An 18,646-nucleotide genomic window follows, 5' to 3' on the forward strand; every position below is an offset into this window, starting at 1 on the left:
ATTGACAAAAATAGCACGCTTAGGGCGGCAATCAGGGTAAAATTTGTCATTGTTGTGGCTATGGGCGGGTAAACTTGGCAAGTGGTTGGCGAATTGATTGCGCTTTGGCTTTGTTTTATACTGATTTTGAACAATGAGTAAAATTAAGATTGCTTAGCGTTAAACTTTTTGGGTATTAAATAATAGTGGCTATCAATGGCATGATGATCACAAGACTGTATGCCAGTTTGGCATAATTCATTGCTGTGCGTCGCTATATTTTGATAACTTTTCCCATCATTTACAAAATAAATGTTGATTATGGCAACAGATTTTTTGAATTTATAATAATTTTGAGATATTATTAGAAGTGGAAACGCAACGCCAAAAAATTGGCTTGTGATGATAAAATCTCTAGGCACTTGGTGATTGACATCAAGCACCGAATGGGATGGTTTTGAAAACAAGAGGAAGTGATTATGTTAGAACAATACAGAGCACATGTCCAAGAGCGTGCCGCATTGGGCGTACCGCCACAACCATTGACCGATGCACAGACAGCGGATTTGGTGGCACTACTAAAAAACCCACCAGCTGGCGAAGAAGCATTTTTGGTGGATTTGCTAGAAAACCGTGTACCTGCAGGTGTTGACCAAGCTGCCTATGTCAAAGCGGCATTCTTGTCAGCTGTTGCCAAAGGTGAGGCAGCATCACCGCTAGTCTCAAAAGAGCGCGCTGTATATCTACTAGGCACAATGCTTGGCGGTTATAATGTTGCACCACTGATCGAGCTACTAGACAATGCTGAGCTTGGCGGTTTGGCTGCAGAAGCTTTGAAGAAAACTTTGCTGGTATTTGATGCATTCCATGATGTTGAAGAAAAAGCCAAAGCAGGCAATGCCAATGCTAAAGCAGTACTAGAATCATGGGCAGAGGCTGAGTGGTTCACTAGCCGTGCTGATGTACCAGAAGAAATCACCATCACTGTATTTAAAGTCACTGGCGAAACCAACACGGACGATTTGTCACCAGCACAAGACGCGTGGAGTCGTCCTGACATCCCGCTACACGCCAATGCTATGCTAAAAAATGAGCGTGACGGCATCAAGCCTGAGCAACCAGGCGTGGTTGGCCCACTAAGCCAAATCAAAGAATTGGTTGCCAAAGGCAATCCTGTTGCCTATGTGGGTGATGTCGTGGGTACAGGTTCAAGCCGTAAATCAGCGACTAACTCAGTGCTATGGTTCTTCGGTGATGACATCCCACACATTCCAAACAAGCGTGATGGCGGTGTGTGTCTAGGTGGCAAAATTGCACCAATTTTCTTCAACACGATGGAAGATGCGGGCGCATTGCCAATCGAAATCGATGTGTCTGATATGAACATGGGCGACACAGTTACCCTAAAAATCGACCATGCGACAGCGACTGTGACTGCAGTCAAAGATGGCGCACAAATCGCTGAAACCAAGCTAAAAACCCCAGTACTGCTAGACGAAGTGCGTGCAGGTGGCCGTATCAACCTAATCATCGGTCGTGGCTTGACTGCCAAAGCTCGTGAAGCGCTAGGTCTAGCACCATCAACGCTATTCCGTGCACCAGAACAGCCTGCTGACACTGGCAAGGGCTTCACCCTAGCTCAGAAGATGGTTGGTCGTGCTTGTGGTCTGCCAGAAGGTCAAGGCGTACGCCCAGGCACTTACTGCGAGCCTAAGATGACTACCGTTGGTTCTCAAGATACCACAGGTCCAATGACTCGTGACGAGCTAAAAGATTTGGCTTGCCTAGGCTTCTCATCAGACCTGGTGATGCAGTCATTCTGTCATACTGCCGCTTATCCTAAGCCTATCGATGTCATCACGCATCACACACTACCTGATTTCATCATGAACCGTGGCGGTGTATCACTACGCCCAGGTGACGGTGTTATCCACTCATGGTTAAACCGTATGCTACTACCTGATACCGTGGGTACTGGTGGCGACTCACACACTCGCTTCCCAATCGGTATCTCATTCCCAGCAGGTTCTGGTCTTGTTGCGTTCGCTGCAGCGACTGGCGTGATGCCACTGGATATGCCTGAGTCTGTACTTGTGAAGTTCAAGGGCAAAATGCAACCTGGTATCACCCTGCGTGACCTAGTCCATGCAATCCCTTACTATGCAATCAAAGAAGGCGATTTGACCGTTGAGAAAAAAGGTAAGAAAAACATCTTCTCAGGTCGTATCCTAGAGATTGACTTGACCGAGATGGAAAATGACTTGACCGTTGAGCAAGCATTTGAGCTATCAGACGCATCAGCAGAGCGTTCAGCAGCAGGCTGCGCGATCACTGTTTCTGAAGAGAAAGTGGCAGAGTACCTACGCTCGAACATCGTCATGCTAAAATGGATGATCGCAGAAGGCTATGGCGACGCTCGTACACTGTCTCGCCGTGCAGAAAATATGCAAAAATGGCTGGACAACCCAAGCCTAATGAAAGCAGACCCGGATGCAGAATACGCCAAAGTGTATGAAATCGATCTGTCTGAAATCAAAGAGCCAATCCTATGCTGCCCGAACGATCCAGACGATGCTAAGCTACTATCAGAAGTCGCTGGCGACAAGATCGATGAAGTATTCATCGGCTCGTGCATGACCAACATCGGTCACTTCCGTGCTGCAGGTAAGCTACTATCAGAAGTCCCTGCAGGCAGCCTATCTACTCGTATGTGGATTGCGCCACCAACCAAGATGGATGAGCGTCAATTGATGGATGAAGGTTACTATAACACCTACGCACAAGCAGGTGCTCGTACCGAGATGCCAGGCTGCTCACTATGTATGGGTAACCAAGCGCGTATCGCTCCAAACTCAACGGCTGTTTCGACTTCTACTCGTAACTTCCCGAACCGTCTAGGTCAAGGCGCAAATGTTTATCTAGCATCAGCTGAATTGGCATCTGTGGCTGCGGTACTTGGCAAGCTACCAACTGTTGAAGAATATCAGCAGTACGCAGGCAAGCTTGACAATATGCAAGCAGAAGTTTATAACTACCTAAACTTCGACCAAATGGCAGATTACACTGGCAAAGCAGACAAAATCAATGTCGCTCAGCTAAGCTAATCGACCTATTGGTCAAACAAACACCGCTATCGCTATGATGGCGGTGTTTTTGATTTTATGGGATGATGATTGGTGTTTTGGCTAATGGCAGATTGGATGAATAAATTAGCCGTTCAAATCATCGCCCACCATAGCCGTACTTTGAGTGACCATAATGGCGCAATGCCTGTAAATCGCTGAACGACTTGCCCGTCTTTGATGATGACAAATGATGGCGTCACTTGTCCTTGCCAAGCATCAAAAATCCGCCCATCCATATCATGCACCACTGCAAAATCATAGCCGTGATTTTTCATAAACTGATGCACTTCATCGGCTGTACCTGATTGGATGGCGATGGTCTGCACGGGGTGGGTTTGGCTGATGGCTTGGACATTGCCACTGGTGATACTGCACACACCGCACCATGTCGCCCAAAAATAGACAAGCACAGGCGTCTGATGGCTTTGCTGTAGCACGGCAGGCGAGATGCCAAGTGTCGTGGATGTCTCAAGCGTACTCACTTGGGATAGTGGCACGGATGTTGGTGCACGCCAATAATTCACCACTGTATAGATGATGGTAAAGATAAGTGCATAGCTAGCTAAGGTTTTAATCCATTTCATGATAAATCTGATGGCTCAATAAAACAAAAGCCCTGACGAGCAGAGCTTTTGGGGGTATACAAGATTAATCAAAAATCTTGCCCGGATTGATGATGTTGTTCGGGTCAAAGATGGCTTTGACCGCTTTCATATAAGCAATCTCGGCAGGCGTGCGAGTGTAGGTGAGATATGGTTTTTTGGTCATGCCGACACCGTGCTCTGCTGAGATTGAGCCTTTGTATTTTTTGACCGTGTCAAAGACATATTGGTTCACGGTTTGGCATTTTTCAAAGAATTCATCTTTGGTCAGATTGGCAGGCTTTAAGATATTTAGGTGCAAGTTGCCATCGCCGATATGTCCGAACCAACAGATTTCAAAGTCAGGGTAGTTGTCCTTGACAATCGTCTCAATATCACTGATAAAATCACCCAAGTGGCTAATCAGCACCGATACATCATTCTTGTATGGAGTGAATACTGAGATGGTCTCCGAGATAGACTCACGCAGTTTCCATAGCTCGTGCAGCTGACCGACGCTTTGGCTCATCACGCCATCGACAATCAAACCTTCTTCGGCACAAGTTTCAAAGACACTCATTGCAAGCTCAAGCACTTCATCGTTCAATGCTTCAAATTCAAGCAAGACATAAAACGACGTTTCGCTCTCAAACGGCGCTTTGGTATGACCTGCTTCGATGACTTTGGTCACGGCAATGTGGTCAAAAAATTCAAAGGCGGTTAAGTTTAATGCCTTGCCAAATTTATCAAGCAGTCCTGTAATGCTGTTAAAATCAGGCACGCCAAGCACCATCGCAGTCAGATTGACTGGTTGTTTTTCAAGTTTAATCAATGCCTTGGTGACAAAGCCAAGCGTACCTTCAGCACCGATAAATAGATGGCGAAAATCATAGCCGGTGGCATTTTTTAGCATACCGCCGTTTAGCTCAAGAATATCGCCTTTGCCGGTGACGACAGTTAAGCCAAGAATTTGGTTGCGAGTCATGCCATAGCGGATGACCTTGATGCCGCCAGCATTGGTGCCGATGTTGCCACCGATTTGGCTTGAGCCACTCGATGCAAAATCCACGGCATAATATAGGTCTTTTGATTCGGCGAACTCTTGTAGAGCTTTGGTGACGACACCTGCTTCGACTTCGACCATGCGGTCAGCTTCATAAAATGTACCGATTTGGTTCATCTTATCAAAGCTCACCACCACTTCACCATGTGCTGCCACCGCACCTGCTGACAGACCGGTGCGACCACCACTTGGCACCAGTGCTGTGCCGTGTTCATTGGCTAGGCGGACGATGGTGGCGACTTCTTCGGTGGTCTTTGGAAATAGCACAGCGGTGCAATCGACCGAAAAATGCACGGTCCAATCACGACCCCAATGGGCAGTGCTGTCGGTATCTGTTTTGATGGTAAGCGATGGCAATTCGCTGCTTAGGGCGGTCAAAAAAGCTTGTGTGCTCATGGGGCTTCCTATGTGACGGCTAGATGATTTGTGAAATTTGTTAATTATACCTTATCTATGGCAAATGGGGTAGCTTATCCCATCAAAATAATCTTAAATTCATCAAAGAAATGAGCACCGATTTGATGCTCATTGTTAATATTCATGCCGAATGATTGGCTACTAAAATTTATAAACAATCAATCAAACACAATACCCTGTGCCAACGGTAGCTCTGATGAATAGTTCACCGTGTTGGTTTGCCGACGCATATAGTTTTTCCAAGCGTCTGAGCCTGATTCACGACCACCGCCAGTTTCTTTTTCGCCACCAAAAGCACCACCGATTTCAGCACCGCTGGTGCCGATATTGACATTGGCGATACCGCAATCACTGCCGCTAGCACTCAAAAAATACTCCGCTTCTTTGACACTATCACTAAAGATACATGATGATAAGCCTTGTGGTGCATCGTTTTGAAGGGCAATGACTTCATCAAAATCGCTATATCCCATCACATACAAAATCGGTGCAAAGGTTTCGGTCTTGACCGCATCAGTTTGGCTTGGCATCTCAATGATGGCAGGCTTGACATAATAGGCATCAGGGTGAGTGTCCGCAAGCACTCGCTCGCCACCTGTCAGCACGCCACCTTCGGCAACGGCACGGCTGATGGCGTTTTGCATGGCATCAAAGCTGTCTTTGTCAATGAGCGGCCCAACGAGATTACCCTGCATTGGATTGCCGATACTCACGCTGGCATAAGATTTTTTGACACGCTCAAGCACCACATCTTTGATACTATTATGAACAAACAGACGGCGTAGCGTGGTGCAACGCTGACCCGCCGTACCCACTGCCGAGAACAAAATCGCACGCACCGCCAGCTCCAAATCCGCACTTGGGGTAACAATCATGGCATTATTGCCACCAAGCTCAAGCAAGCACTTGCCAAAACGTTCGGCAACTTTTGGCGCAACCAAGCGACCCATGCGTGTGCTACCTGTGGCACTCACCAAGGCGACATCATGGCTCTCCACCAATGCATTGCCCACATCGGTTTTGCCAAGTAGTAGTGCTGATAGGCCTTGTGGCGTAGCGATGCCTGTGCTTTGGGTGAATTTGGCGGCTGCTTTTTCAAACAATGCTTGGCAAGCAATGGCGGTTAGCGGTGTTTTTTCGGACGGTTTCCAGACCACTGAGTTACCACACACCCACGCAAGGGCGGCATTCCACGACCAGACCGCCACAGGGAAATTGAACGCAGAAATCACACCCACCACCCCAAGCGGATGCCATGTCTCACGCATATGATGGCTTGGGCGTTCGGATGCGATGGTCAAGCCATACAGCTGACGAGACAAGCCAACCGCAAAATCACAAATATCAATCATCTCTTGGACTTCGCCCAAGCCTTCGGCGGTGATTTTACCTGCTTCAATCGACACCAAGGCCCCCAAATCATCCTTATGCTCACGGAGTACTTCGCCTAAAATACGCACCAACTCGCCACGCTTGGGCGCGGGTATGGTTCGCCATGCGATAAAGGCAGCTTTGGACTGTGCGATAGCCGTGTGGGCATCATCGGTAGAATGCAGGGCGACTTTGGCAATTTCACTGCCATCAATCGGGCTGTGGACGGCATAATCACCGTTTAGATGGGTATCCAAGACGCCCATTTTGGCAAGTAGGGCTTGGGTTTGATTAGCTAAAGACATAAAAAACTCCTTGTAAGTTACGGTTCGCTTGATACGAATAACTTATCGTGTTTTGCATAAAAGTGCAACCGTGGATAATTCATACACTCATTCCTAGGTGGAATGGTAAAAGGGCATGAACTAAAAGCGTTTACAATCTCTGCAAACACTCTGCCAATGATTGATCCATCATCGCTTGATACAGCTGACATTCATCATAGACAGCTGCACCCAAATCACGCTCAAAGGCAGCTTGGTTGGATGCACCATCATAGCCTGATTTGGCATCATCGCCAAGATTGGACTGAAAAATCCCTGCTGCCGACACAGGCAAAAAGTCTTCATAGACAATCGGCTCAAGTCGCAATACGCCATTATTCAGTAGCGTTTGTACCGATTTATCGCCCACATCTTTGCTGGCAAAATCATCGCTTAGCTGATAATAAAAATACGCCAAACCCTCATCATACAGCGTCTGATAGTCGTCGGGAAATGCAGTGAAACTCTCTGATAGTGCCTTGTAATACGCATCAGGGTCTTTTTCAGGTGTCGTAGCAAGATTGGCTCGTGCCTTGGCAAGTAGTTCGTCGTACAGCGCGCGACCCTTCGGTGTCAAGGCAATGCCACGCTGTTCAATCTCGCCAAATCGTGCGGTATGACTGCCAGCTTCTTCACCGTCACCTGTAAAGGTAATCGCTTCATTGAGCGCCTTAAAGCTTGTTTGGCGTAGCAAAATCGGGCAGGCGCGGCGCGGTGGCCCTTCGATGATTTCTTTGGCAGTGATACCACGGCGACCCATCTCGTCTTGCACTTCGTCAATATCTAGTGTGCGTGGCGTTAGGTGGTTGATATGCGGACCATAAAAACCCACCACATCCGCAATCAGGCGATGTTGTGATAATAGCTGTTCATAAAACGCCTTTGAAATGGGCGATGTTTTGTGCCATTGAAAGGTTTTGATGGCTTCACTCACAAATTTTTCAGCATCATCGGCGTTCAGTCCGCCGTCTTGTTCGCATTGATCAATCAAAGCCAACACGCCATCGCTAAAAATTTGGCGGTTTTGCAAGGTTTGTAGGGCAGTAGCACGCAAGGCGTCATCATCAATGAGCTCTGGGCGTAGTAGCGAGCAAAACACCCGAAACGGACTCATCTGTAGCTCGCTACCATCAATGGCACGAAACGCCGTTGAATGTACAGGCACACCCGCAGGGGCAAGGTCATAATAGCCGACAGGATACATCCCCATCACTGCAAATAGACGACGCATGGTAGCAAGCTCGCTCGGTAGCCCCAAGCGAATCGCCCCATGTCGCTCCAAATCAATGCGAGACAGCTCGCCTGTATTGCTAAGGTGTTGTTTTAATTCACTATCTTTGGTAAGTGTGTCGGCATTGATGTCAGCAACCAAGTCCATTAGGTCTTTGTACAATGGCACTTCGGTTTGGTACATTTTTGACATTGCCAGTGAAAAGGCGTGGCGAATATCGGCTTTTGGGATAAATTGACTCATAAAAAAACTCCATTGATTGATTGGCTATTTTACAATCACAATGACAACTGGTGATAATTACTGAACAAACTCATCAGGAATACTTGCCAAGACTTCTTTTAAAATTGCCAAGCCTTCTTGCAGGGTATCCATCTTGATGGTCAAAGGTGGCAATAGACGGATAATGTGGCGATATTTACCACTTGGCATCAACAGCAAGCCTTTGTCTCTTGCGGTGGTGAGCACATAGTCCATGACCTTAGGATGAGTGCCGTATTTGGGATGCTTTAGGATGATGCCACGCATCGCACCAATGCCTGTCAAGCCTGCCAGCCAGTCGCTGATACCGTCTTGTTGCCAAGTGCTGATGGTCATCTCAAGCGTATCGGCATAGCACTTGGCATTTTGCCATAGCGTATCATCCGCCATAATCTCAAGCACCGCCATCGCCGCAGCGCACGCCACAGGGTTGCCCGAATAAGTCCCACCAAGACTGCCTTTAATCAGCCCTTGCATGAATTTATCCCGTCCAACGACCGCCCCAAGTGGCATACCGCCCGCCATACTTTTGGCAAGTAAGAGTATGTCAGGCTCAATGCCTAAATGACTAAAGGCAAACGGCGTGCCTGTACGCCCAAAGCCTGCTTGAATTTCATCAAAAATCAGCACAATGCCATGCGTATCACAAAACGCGCGCAGATACTGGGCAAACTTATGATCCATCACCGCAAAACCACCTTCGCCTTGCACAGGCTCGACGATTATTGCACCGATGTTTGCGATGTCCACTTCAACACTAATCAGCCGTTCAAGCGCTTCAATCGCCGTCTGACTGCTTACGCCTGTATCAGGACTGGCAAAGGGAATATGATAGATACCACTGGCAAGTAGCCCTAAGCCTGATTTATAGGGTGCAACTTTGCCATTGAGATTCACCGTGGCAAGTGTACGACCATGAAACGCCCCATCAAAGGCAATGACGCCTGCTTTGCCTGTGGTTTGGCGGACGATTTTTAGGGCATTTTCGACCGCTTCGGCACCGCTATTGGTGAGCATGACGGATAAATCATCATCAATTGGAATGATGTCGGTCAGTCGTTGAATGTAGTCTGTATAAAGGGTGTGATAAGTGGCATTGTAAGCGGCATGGGTAAGCTTGCTCGCCTGTGTGCTGATGGCATCAACGATGGCAGGGTGGCAGTGCCCAAAATTCAGCACGCCAATCCCACCAAAAAAATCAATATATGCCTTGCCGTCCGTGTCCCATACACGGGCATTGTTGCCATGACTTAGGGTGATGGGGTGGACAATGCCCATACCATCGGGCAGATGTGCTGGTGTTGCCATGATATTTCCTTATACAAATACACAAAAAATTCAATCATGATGAGTGTAATAAGGGTATTTTGGCAAGTTTGATTCAGTGCATCAAACGAATATTTGGCGGTGGGGTATTCTATTTTGTCATGACGACAAACACTTAGCCATCATGCGTATGTGCAAGATAATTATGAATCCAATCTAACATCGTCAGCACCTTATGACTATGACCAAGCTCCGTGCGATACACCATATAATAGGCGCCACGACCTGCCATCTGATAAGGATGGGCTTGGATGAGCTCGCCTTTGGCCAGCTGATCTTTGACAAATCGTAATGGCACCAATGCGACACCACAGCCTATCTTGGCGGCTTTGATGCAGGCATTGAATGTATCAAATCGCACACCGGCCAGGGCAGATTCGACAGGGTGATTTTGCTGGATAAAATAATCATACCAAGCACGGGGGCGGGTGCGGACTTGTAGCAGATGTGCCTTGGCAAGATCAGATAGGCTATTGATATTTTCTAAATAATCTGGTGCAGCTACCGCCACCGAACATTCATCAAACAGCTTCACCGACTCCATACCTGCCCACACGCCATCACCATACACAAAGCCCATATCGATATTATCACCAAGTAGGGCACTGGCTTGCTCGGCGATGTCTAGGTGGATGAGTGGATGTGCCTGACGAAAGCCCTTGAGTGCAGGAATAAGCCACTGTGCGCAAAAGGTGGCGTGAGAGATGATGTGTAGTGTGTCAGCTTCGACGCCGTGTGCCATCAGATTGAGTGTGGAGAGTTCAAGCTGCTGCAGGATGTTTTGGGCATCGTGGTAGTAGGCTTGACCAGCAGGTGTCAAAAACAGCCCCGAGCTTGAGCGATGAAACAGCGAAACAGCAAGCAGCTCTTCAAGCTGAGCGACCTGTTTGCTCACCGCACTTTGGGTCATGTGTAGCTCTTTACTGGCTCGAGTGAAGCTAAGATGACGCGCCGTGCACTCAAAGCACTGTAAAGCGGTGGTGGATGGATAACGGCGGTAATTGAGCTGGGTCATGGTCGATAACTGCTGATGCTAAGTGGCTTATTGTGAGTGATTTAATATAACATAAAATATACCATAAAATCAGCATTCTGCACCATGATCTATGCATGATCAGAATAGAAAATTTATTAAAATTGCACTTTTTTATGCATCAAATATCGGTGATAAACTGGATTCATCGGCACATTTGCGTTATAGTGATGCATCGGGATTATGATGCCGTTTATCATATAAATTTTATAAAATTATTATGTAAATCATATAAATAACTACGCACTTATTAAGGAATGATTATGTCACAGAACACACGATTTCACGACGCCATCACCGCGCTTTGTGAGCGATTCGGCGATCAGCTATCGACCAATCTCACCACGCGACAGCAGCACGCACATACCATGACTTGGCTGGATAACGAGCCTGCCGATGCGGTACTGATGGTGAAGGATAAATACGATGTGGCAGATGCGGTGAAGATTTGCCATGAGTATCAGATGCCAGTGATTGCCTTTGGGATTGGCTCATCATTAGAAGGGCAGGTGAATGCGCCACAGGGCGGTCTGTGTATTGATATGTCGCAGATGGATCAAGTGGTCGCAGTCAATGAAGAAGATCTGACCGCGACCGTGCAAGCAGGCGTGACGCGCGAAGCACTGAACCAGTATCTGCGCGCCACGGGGCTATTTTTCCCATTAGACCCAGGGGCGAATGCGACCATCGGTGGCATGGTGGCGACGCGCGCATCAGGCACAAATGCGGTACGCTATGGCACGATGAAAGATGTGACGCTTGCGCTGGAAGTCGTGCTGCCGACAGGTGAGATCTTCCATACCGGCACGCGCGCCAAGAAGTCATCGGCAGGCTATGATCTGACGCGTCTGATGGTCGGTGCAGAAGGGACGCTTGGCATCGTCACCGAGATTACGGTGCGTCTGTTCGGTCAGCCTGAATGTGTCGGCAGTGGTGTGTGTCATTTTCCAAGTATTGACATGGCGTGTCAGGCGACGATCGCGACCATTCAGCTGTGCTTGCCGATCGCGCGCATTGAGCTACTTGATCCGATGCAGATCCGTGCGTGTAACCAGTATTCAGGCTTGACGCTGCCTGAGCAGGCGACGCTGTTTGTTGAGTTTCATGGTACAGACAGTGAAGTGTCTGAGCAGGCGGCGCGATTTGGCGAGATCATCAGTGACTTTGGCGGTACGGATTTTGCGTGGGATAGTGATGAATCCGCGCGCAAAAAACTGTGGACAGCACGGCACAATGCCTATTTCGCGAGCTGTGCATTACGCCCTGATGCACGCGCCTTATCTACCGATGCTTGCGTGCCGATTTCGCGTCTGGCTGAGTGTGTGGTCGCGACCCAAGAAGACATCGCAAGCTTTGGGCTGCTTGCACCGATTGTCGGTCATGTCGGCGATGGTAATTTTCATGTGCTGCTTTTGATCGATACCAATAACCCAAGTGAGATGCAGGCGGCTGAGACCATTTTGGAACGCTTAGCAAATCGCGCAATCGAGATGGGTGGTACTTGTACGGGTGAGCATGGCATCGGACAGGGCAAGCGCAAATATATGCAAACTGAGCATGGCGCTGCCATCGAAGTTATGAAAGCCATCAAACGTGCCATCGATCCCAAAAATATCATGAATCCAGGGAAAATTTGGTTTGAGTGATGGGGTGGTTGATATGGTTGTTTAACCAAAATCCACCAAAACCGTTCGTCCTTAAGTCAGTCAAAGGATGAACGGTTTTTTGTTATGGTTTAACTTATCTCACCACGAGCGAAAAAACTTAAGATGATATATTTGAGTTTAATTGACTATAAAAAAGCAAGAAATTTATAAACACTTTTATCCAAACAACAAAAAACCCTTGAAATCATTGACTTCAAGGGCTTTAAATATGGTAGGCGTAAACGGACTCGAACCATCGACCCCCACCATGTCAAGGTGGTGCTCTAACCAACTGAGCTATACGCCTAAATAAGTGATGGCTATTATACCGAAGTTTTTGTCTTTTGCAAGCACTTTTTGCATAAATTTCATATTTTTTCGGCGGTGTGTGGATTGGGGCGGTATGCGTGAATATCGACAGGGGTTTTGTAAGGTTGATTGGGCAGTTCTTGCGCAAGCTTTGGCACAAGATAGCCAGATAAGTTTTCTAAAAGCTGCCAATAAATCGCCACCGCCTGCTCAATTGGCAGATCAAAATGCGCCGCGCCCGCCACTTTGTCCAAGATGTGCAGATAATAGGGCAAAATCCCTGCGTCAAATAACGCATGGCTGAGTGCGCATAAAGTCTTAGCGTCATCATTGATGCCTTTGAGTAGCACGGTTTGATTCAGTAAGGTTAAGCCCGATGCGCGCAGGGCTTGGCATTTGGCGATCAGATTGTCATCGATTTCATTGGTATGATTGATGTGCAGCACCATCACAAGCTTTTTTGGGAAAGAGGCAAATAAGCCAAGCAGCTCATCATCGATGCGATTGGGCAGCACCACAGGCAGGCGTGTGTGCAGGCGCACGGTGCGGACATGGGGGATGGTGGCAAGCTTTTCTAGCCACAGCGCAAGCCTTTTATTATTGACATTGAGCGGATCGCCGCCGCTTAATAGTACTTCATCGACATCGTCGCAGGCGTTGATATAATCAATCACCGCATCAATCTCGCGGCTGCTTGGCTGATTGGCAGCATAATCAAAATGCTGGCGAAAGCAATAACGGCAATGCACTGCACACGCCCCTGTGATGGTCAAAAGCACACGCGAGCGGTATTTGTGCAGCAGTCCCTTGATGGGATTGTGGTGATTTTCTGCCAAGGGATCGGTGCTGTAGCCATCGGTTGCCAAGCGTTCGGCATGGCTTGGCAGGACTTGGAGTAGCAGCGGATCATTGGCATCACCTTTTTTCATCTTGGCGATGAATGCGTGTGGCACGCGCAGGGCGAACTGCTTGGGTGCATATACATCACGCGGCGCAGGCAGCTCAAGCAAGCGATACAGCTCATCGACATCACTTACTGCCGCTGCCAATTCGCTTTGCCAATCGGTAAAAGTGGGCAGATCGGCATCACTGAAAAATTTTTTTGTAGAAATCATGGTTTATTTTTTGACAAAATTCAGTAAAACTTTATATAATGCAATGTTTGCAGCGAAAATTGCGTTTGTCGTCATTATAACGCATTTTTTGACCACGAATTGAAATTTTAACTGAGCATTGCTCGATTTTTTATTGATAAGTTGCAGGTAATTCCTATGGCAAGTTTTTCTACTAACGATTTTAAAGCTGGCTTGAAAGTCATGCTAGACGGCAACCCATGTTCAATCATCGAAAATGAATATGTGAAGCCAGGTAAGGGTCAAGCGTTCAACCGCGTAAAACTACGCAACCTACGCACAGGCAAAGTGCTTGAGCAAACCTTCAAATCAGGCGACACGCTAGAAGGCGCGGATGTTGTCGATACCGAAATGAACTATCTGTACAATGATGGCGAGTTTTGGCACTTCATGCACCCAGAGACTTTTGAGCAGCTACAAGCGGACAAAACTGCGATGGGTGACGCAGCACAATGGCTAAAAGAAAACTCAAATGCGCTATGCACCATCACGCTATTTAATGGCGCGCCTTTGTCAGTGACTGCACCAAACTTCGTTGAGCTTGAGATCGTTGAGACCGATCCAGGTGTACGCGGTGATACTTCAGGTGGCGGTGGTAAGCCTGCACGCCTAGAAACTGGCGCTGTGGTGCGCGTACCGCTATTCGTCCAACAAAATGAAGTTGTGCGTGTCGATACCCGTACTGGCGAATACCAAACGCGCGTGTCTGCGTAATTCTTGCATTTTATCATGCGAACAGGTGCTTGATCGGCACCTGTTTTTTTATTGTGTTTTGGGCTGAATTTTTATTGATAAAATCAAATATTTTCTAATGATTTATATAAATTACAAATCATAAAACAAATTAAACACAATTATTGATAAAGCCGTAAGTGCAACTGATGACAAAATCAGCAGTCGATGATAAACTATCATGACACATTTTGAAATATTTTGATCGAGAATGAGTATGACACAGCTAAATCAACGCACGGTTGCGCAAGCCATTACGGCGACAGGGATCGGTCTGCACAGTGGCAAAAAAGTGACGCTGACGCTAAAGCCTGCCGAACCTGATACAGGCATCGTGTTTGAGCGCACGGATCTGGGCGCAAGCGTACCGATGCAAGCGGATCTGGTGGTTGATACCATGATGTCATCGAATCTGGTGCAGGGCGATGCGCGCGTTGGTACGGTTGAGCATCTGCTGTCAGCGGTGGCGGCGTGTGGACTTGATAATCTGATCATCCAAGTGGATGCTGCAGAGATTCCGATCATGGATGGCAGTGCTGCGCCGTTTTTGTTCTTGATCGACCAAGCGGGTATCCAAGAGCAGGACGCACCCAAAAAATTCATCAAAATCATCAAGCCTGTGGAAGTGGGCGATGGCGATAAATGGGCGCGCCTTGAACCGTATGATAATGGCTTTTTGATGGATTTTGAGATTGATTTTAGCCATGCTGCCATCGCTGCCACCGAGCAGAGTACACGCCTTGATTTTAATACGGCGAATTTCGCCATCGAAGTGGGGCAGGCGCGTACTTTTGGTTTTTTAAAGGATTTAGAATATCTACAAAAGAACAATCTTGCCCTAGGCGGCAGCCTTGATAATGCCGTTGTGCTTGATGATGACAAAGTGGTCAATGAAGGCGGTCTGCGTTATCCAAATGAGTTCGTGCGCCATAAGATGCTTGATGCGGTGGGCGATCTGTATGTCATCGGTCATCAGCTGCTGGGTAAGTTTTCTGCGTACAAATCAGGTCATGCAGTTAATAATAACCTGATCCGTGCGGTTCTGGCTGATGAAAGTAGCTATGAAATTGTAACATTTTATGACAAAGATGATTGCCCAATCGTCTATGTCGATGCAGGCGAATAATGATGTACTGAGTGAACGGCTGTACCGATGCCAAAAATGGTATAGAAAACTGCCAGAAAGATTGTCATATTGACCGTAGCATCAATAAGTTTCGCAAAAAATACCAACAGTTGCATATATAGCACCGTTGGTATTTTTTTTTGTGGGTCCGAAAAACACTGATAATAGTAAGGGATTACAGTGGTGGCGGTAAGGGTTTGGAAAATAGTAACTGTGCAATGTTGTCGATAGCGATGGTGTGAAAAATCACAGCAAGATTGTAAATTTACAAAACTTTACAAAAACCATGTAACATCATAACAATTAATCAACACAATCAAATGACTTTGATCGTTAAGACAACCATCAAAGTCATATTAACAAATCACGGTTTGTCTTGGGCTAATTTAAGTAAAGCTGCACGCAAGCGTTCATTTTTCGTGACAAATTGCGCAGATTGTGCTATATTTTGCCTTGTGTTTTCGCTTAGGGTTCTATGTGAACTGTCTTGGCGAGCGTCTGATTGGATCGGCTTTGGGGCTAAAATTACCTTGAGCGACTGCAGATGACAAAAACACGAATCATAAGCGCGCAAAGCTTGAACACAATTCACCATCATATAGCGCGCATGATTCACCGCGGTGGCTGAGCTGAGTGAGATACACAGTTCGGTCGGCGACGCAGTAGCGACATAGCAGTCGGCAAGCACTGATTCGGGCAGTAGCTCTGATAATGCTTGGCGTACTATGATGGTCAGCTGATGCAGATGATGATACTGCCTTGATAAATTCGCAGGCAGTGCAGCGCCTGCAGCAGCATGATGCTCCAAGCGACTCGCCAGATGATTGGGCTTATTTGTTTTTGCCAATAAATCATTGATCGTTGTGGTTTTTGTAGAATCAGACATATCTCACCAGATAAAACTGTAGAACCTATGGACATGGTGTCCGCAGAGCAAGTGTATCACGCCTAAAGAGAAAAGTGGTAATTCTTCTGAAGAATGCCGCTTTTCTAGTACGCAAAGGAAGTGTGCTGCGTCCACGAGCTTTAAACAAAACCAACCAACAAAACACGCACAAGGCAACGCAAAGGGGCAGTCAAATCGCCGTATTAAGGTATCGGCAGGACACATCGGCACTCACCATTTTAGCTGATGAGCCAAGCAAGCCATGCGCGTGGGAGAAACCTAAATGAAACGAGTATTTTGGCTAATGTCAGCCGTTGGCTTGACCATTGCACAATCAAGTGCCGCACAAAGCACTTATGCAGCCGAAGAAGCTTATGTTGCCAGCGTGCCTGATGTTGAAATCGACATTGACAGCGCCATCAACAGCCTAATCGCGAGCAGCAACCAAAATCCGCGCAGTAATTTACTCACTCAAGCCACCACAAATTACAGCTCAAATTTCTCTTCTGCACTAAGCAGCGTCGCTGCTAAGCTGACCAGCAACAGCGCACCAAGTATCGCTGCCATGCAGGCATCACGCGCTGCATTGGGTCGCAGTATCGGTCGTTGCGCTTTGTATGTGCGCCGTGCACTACAAGCCGCTGGTTATGAATTCACCCCACAGCCATCTGCTTATCAATATGCCAACGGCACACTAGCAGGCGCAGGCTTTGTAAAAATCAGCAATGACAACTATCAGCCGCAAGTGGGCGATGTCGTGGTATTTAACCGTACCAGCAAAAACCCACACGGTCATATCCAAATCTATGATGGCAACCAATGGGTGTCAGATTTTCGTCAGCCGAATTTCAGCCCATATCGTCAGCACAATGGCTATACCGTATGGCGTGATGCGCGTTATATCGATGCATCTGCGAATACAGGCACTGTCTTGGCGATGAACTGATTTATAATCAGATGATAAAAACCCAGCTTATAGGCTGGGTTTTGTTTTGGGTAATGGCTTATAAACCATACAGCTGACACTCATTCATTAGGCTTATAAATGACTTGCCTTCGTAAATCTCATCAGTATTCCAAATGTCAGCAATCGCGTAACGGCTGCCAGTTTTAGTCAGTTGAAATTCTAATTTTTCTAAAGAACTGTGATTGCGGTAGCTGACCAACACATTGCCTTTTTTATTAGTGGTGAATTTTGGGTTTTTAATCATGGGATCAGAGCCGCCCATCATATCCCAAGGTTGGCAGTTCATCTCGCCATCAGGAGTGCGCACATTGTCATTGCGTACTGCGCGCTGAAAGGTAGGTGTGGCATTTTTTAAAATATTCGTACTGCGATGATTATTGAAGTTTTGGAAAACCTTTTTTACCACCGCGATTTTCTTACTGTTTTCTGTGCTGGTTTTGGCAAAGGTGATGTTCGGTGCAACTAAGCTTGCTGCAGCCAGTGTACAAATCAGCGTGCGTTTCATTATCTTTCCTTGAAAGTGGATTGAGTTTTTTATCATATCACAAATGATTATTTGCACAAAGCTATTTTTAGTAATTATTGTTAATAAAAAAGACAGTCAAAAAAAATACCCAAAGCGAACTTCGGGCATTTTTGATTATCAGGCGAGAAGCTTATTTTTTCTGCCAAGTTTGGCTGCGACCAACCACTTTACCTGCGATCTTGTAGCCGCCTTTTAGGTCAAGCTTTGAGCCTTTTAGCGTTGCGTTCAGATCATAGGTTTTACCATTGACAGGGTCGGTGATTTTACCGCCGCTATACTTGCCGCCGCCATCAGCCTTTAGGCCAGTGATGACTGTGCGACCGACATAAGTTTTGGCTTTGGCGGTATTGCCTTCGACGATTTTACCTGTGAAGGTATTGCCTGATTGGCTGATTTGTACGACGGCTTTTGGCTGACCATCTTCATAAGTTTGCCAGTGACCGACGATACCGTCGGCGGCGAATGCTGATGCTGATAGTGCAAGACCAGCGCCGATTGCCATCAACTTGCTAGAGAATTTCATAAAACACTCCTTGGTGAAACACCTGTGATTAAAATCATTAAGAAAACCGCTTAAATCAGCCCAAAAGCTTAGCTGGCAGTTTCAAGCT

The 18,646-nt window shown here is 47.1% G+C and carries 15 protein-coding genes and 1 tRNA gene; 5 read left to right on the forward strand and 11 right to left on the reverse strand.

Going from position 1 to position 18,646, the window contains the following annotated elements; translation table 11 throughout:
• Positions 1-458 precede the first annotated feature (458 nt).
• Positions 459-3,083, forward strand: coding sequence for a bifunctional aconitate hydratase 2/2-methylisocitrate dehydratase (locus tag NGM44_RS07585; protein WP_078253240.1), 2,625 nt, complete (start codon positions 459-461; stop codon positions 3,081-3,083).
• Between the two features lie 113 nt (positions 3,084-3,196).
• On the opposite strand, the gene NGM44_RS07590 is transcribed toward NGM44_RS07585, so the two are convergent.
• The 6 genes from NGM44_RS07590 to NGM44_RS07615 form a co-directional block, all read right to left on the reverse strand.
• Positions 3,197-3,688, reverse strand: coding sequence for a protein disulfide oxidoreductase (locus NGM44_RS07590; protein ID WP_253223094.1), 492 nt, complete (start codon positions 3,686-3,688; stop codon positions 3,197-3,199).
• A 64-nt stretch (positions 3,689-3,752) separates the two neighbouring features.
• Complete coding sequence (locus tag NGM44_RS07595; RefSeq protein WP_253224655.1) at positions 3,753-5,156, reverse strand: FAD-binding oxidoreductase; 1,404 nt, start codon at positions 5,154-5,156, stop codon at positions 3,753-3,755.
• A 167-nt stretch (positions 5,157-5,323) separates the two neighbouring features.
• Entirely contained in the window at positions 5,324-6,841 is a 1,518-nt protein-coding gene (locus NGM44_RS07600; protein ID WP_253223095.1) for an aldehyde dehydrogenase family protein, read from the reverse strand.
• A 130-nt stretch (positions 6,842-6,971) separates the two neighbouring features.
• Positions 6,972-8,333, reverse strand: a complete 1,362-nt coding sequence (locus NGM44_RS07605) for a VOC family protein (protein ID WP_253223096.1) — start codon at positions 8,331-8,333, stop codon at positions 6,972-6,974.
• Positions 8,334-8,390: 57 nt separating this feature from the next.
• Positions 8,391-9,659 (reverse strand): aspartate aminotransferase family protein, encoded by a 1,269-nt coding sequence (locus tag NGM44_RS07610; RefSeq protein WP_253223097.1) that lies wholly within the window; start codon positions 9,657-9,659, stop codon positions 8,391-8,393.
• A 133-nt stretch (positions 9,660-9,792) separates the two neighbouring features.
• Complete coding sequence (locus NGM44_RS07615) at positions 9,793-10,692, reverse strand: LysR substrate-binding domain-containing protein (RefSeq protein ID WP_253223098.1); 900 nt, start codon at positions 10,690-10,692, stop codon at positions 9,793-9,795.
• Between the two features lie 281 nt (positions 10,693-10,973).
• On the opposite strand from NGM44_RS07615, the gene NGM44_RS07620 reads away from it, so the two are divergent.
• Entirely contained in the window at positions 10,974-12,356 is a 1,383-nt protein-coding gene (locus NGM44_RS07620; RefSeq protein WP_253223099.1) for an FAD-binding oxidoreductase, read from the forward strand.
• A 230-nt stretch (positions 12,357-12,586) separates the two neighbouring features.
• On the opposite strand, the gene NGM44_RS07625 is transcribed toward NGM44_RS07620, so the two are convergent.
• Positions 12,587-12,663, reverse strand: a tRNA-Val gene (locus NGM44_RS07625).
• 61 nt (positions 12,664-12,724) lie between these two features.
• On the reverse strand, positions 12,725-13,780 hold the full coding sequence (epmB, locus tag NGM44_RS07630) for an EF-P beta-lysylation protein EpmB (protein ID WP_253223100.1): 1,056 nt from the start codon (positions 13,778-13,780) through the stop codon (positions 12,725-12,727).
• 156 nt (positions 13,781-13,936) lie between these two features.
• Here epmB and efp point away from each other — a divergent pair, with 156 nt between their 5' ends.
• Together efp and lpxC are read left to right on the forward strand one after the other, a co-directional pair.
• A complete protein-coding gene (efp, locus tag NGM44_RS07635) occupies positions 13,937-14,512 on the forward strand; it encodes an elongation factor P (protein ID WP_253223101.1) in 576 nt (191 codons plus the stop codon).
• A 235-nt stretch (positions 14,513-14,747) separates the two neighbouring features.
• Complete coding sequence (gene lpxC, locus NGM44_RS07640; RefSeq protein ID WP_253223102.1) at positions 14,748-15,656, forward strand: UDP-3-O-acyl-N-acetylglucosamine deacetylase; 909 nt, start codon at positions 14,748-14,750, stop codon at positions 15,654-15,656.
• 364 nt (positions 15,657-16,020) lie between these two features.
• Here the strand turns inward: lpxC and NGM44_RS07645 are convergent, their stop codons facing one another.
• Positions 16,021-16,542 carry a hypothetical protein gene (locus tag NGM44_RS07645; RefSeq protein WP_253223103.1) on the reverse strand — a complete coding sequence of 174 codons (522 nt, stop codon included), beginning with the start codon at positions 16,540-16,542 and terminating at the stop codon, positions 16,021-16,023.
• A gap of 283 nt (positions 16,543-16,825) precedes the next feature.
• Between NGM44_RS07645 and NGM44_RS07650 the strand changes: the two genes are divergently transcribed.
• Positions 16,826-17,488, forward strand: coding sequence for a CHAP domain-containing protein (locus NGM44_RS07650; RefSeq protein ID WP_253223104.1), 663 nt, complete (start codon positions 16,826-16,828; stop codon positions 17,486-17,488).
• Positions 17,489-17,546: 58 nt separating this feature from the next.
• Here the strand turns inward: NGM44_RS07650 and NGM44_RS07655 are convergent, their stop codons facing one another.
• A complete protein-coding gene (locus NGM44_RS07655) occupies positions 17,547-18,014 on the reverse strand; it encodes a hypothetical protein (RefSeq protein ID WP_253223105.1) in 468 nt (155 codons plus the stop codon).
• A 151-nt stretch (positions 18,015-18,165) separates the two neighbouring features.
• Positions 18,166-18,558, reverse strand: a complete 393-nt coding sequence (locus NGM44_RS07660) for a DUF2147 domain-containing protein (protein WP_253223106.1) — start codon at positions 18,556-18,558, stop codon at positions 18,166-18,168.
• Between the last annotated feature and the right edge of the window lie 88 nt (positions 18,559-18,646).

It is taken from the genome of Moraxella sp. FZFQ2102, assembly GCF_024137865.1.
GTDB lineage: Bacteria > Pseudomonadota > Gammaproteobacteria > Pseudomonadales > Moraxellaceae > Moraxella.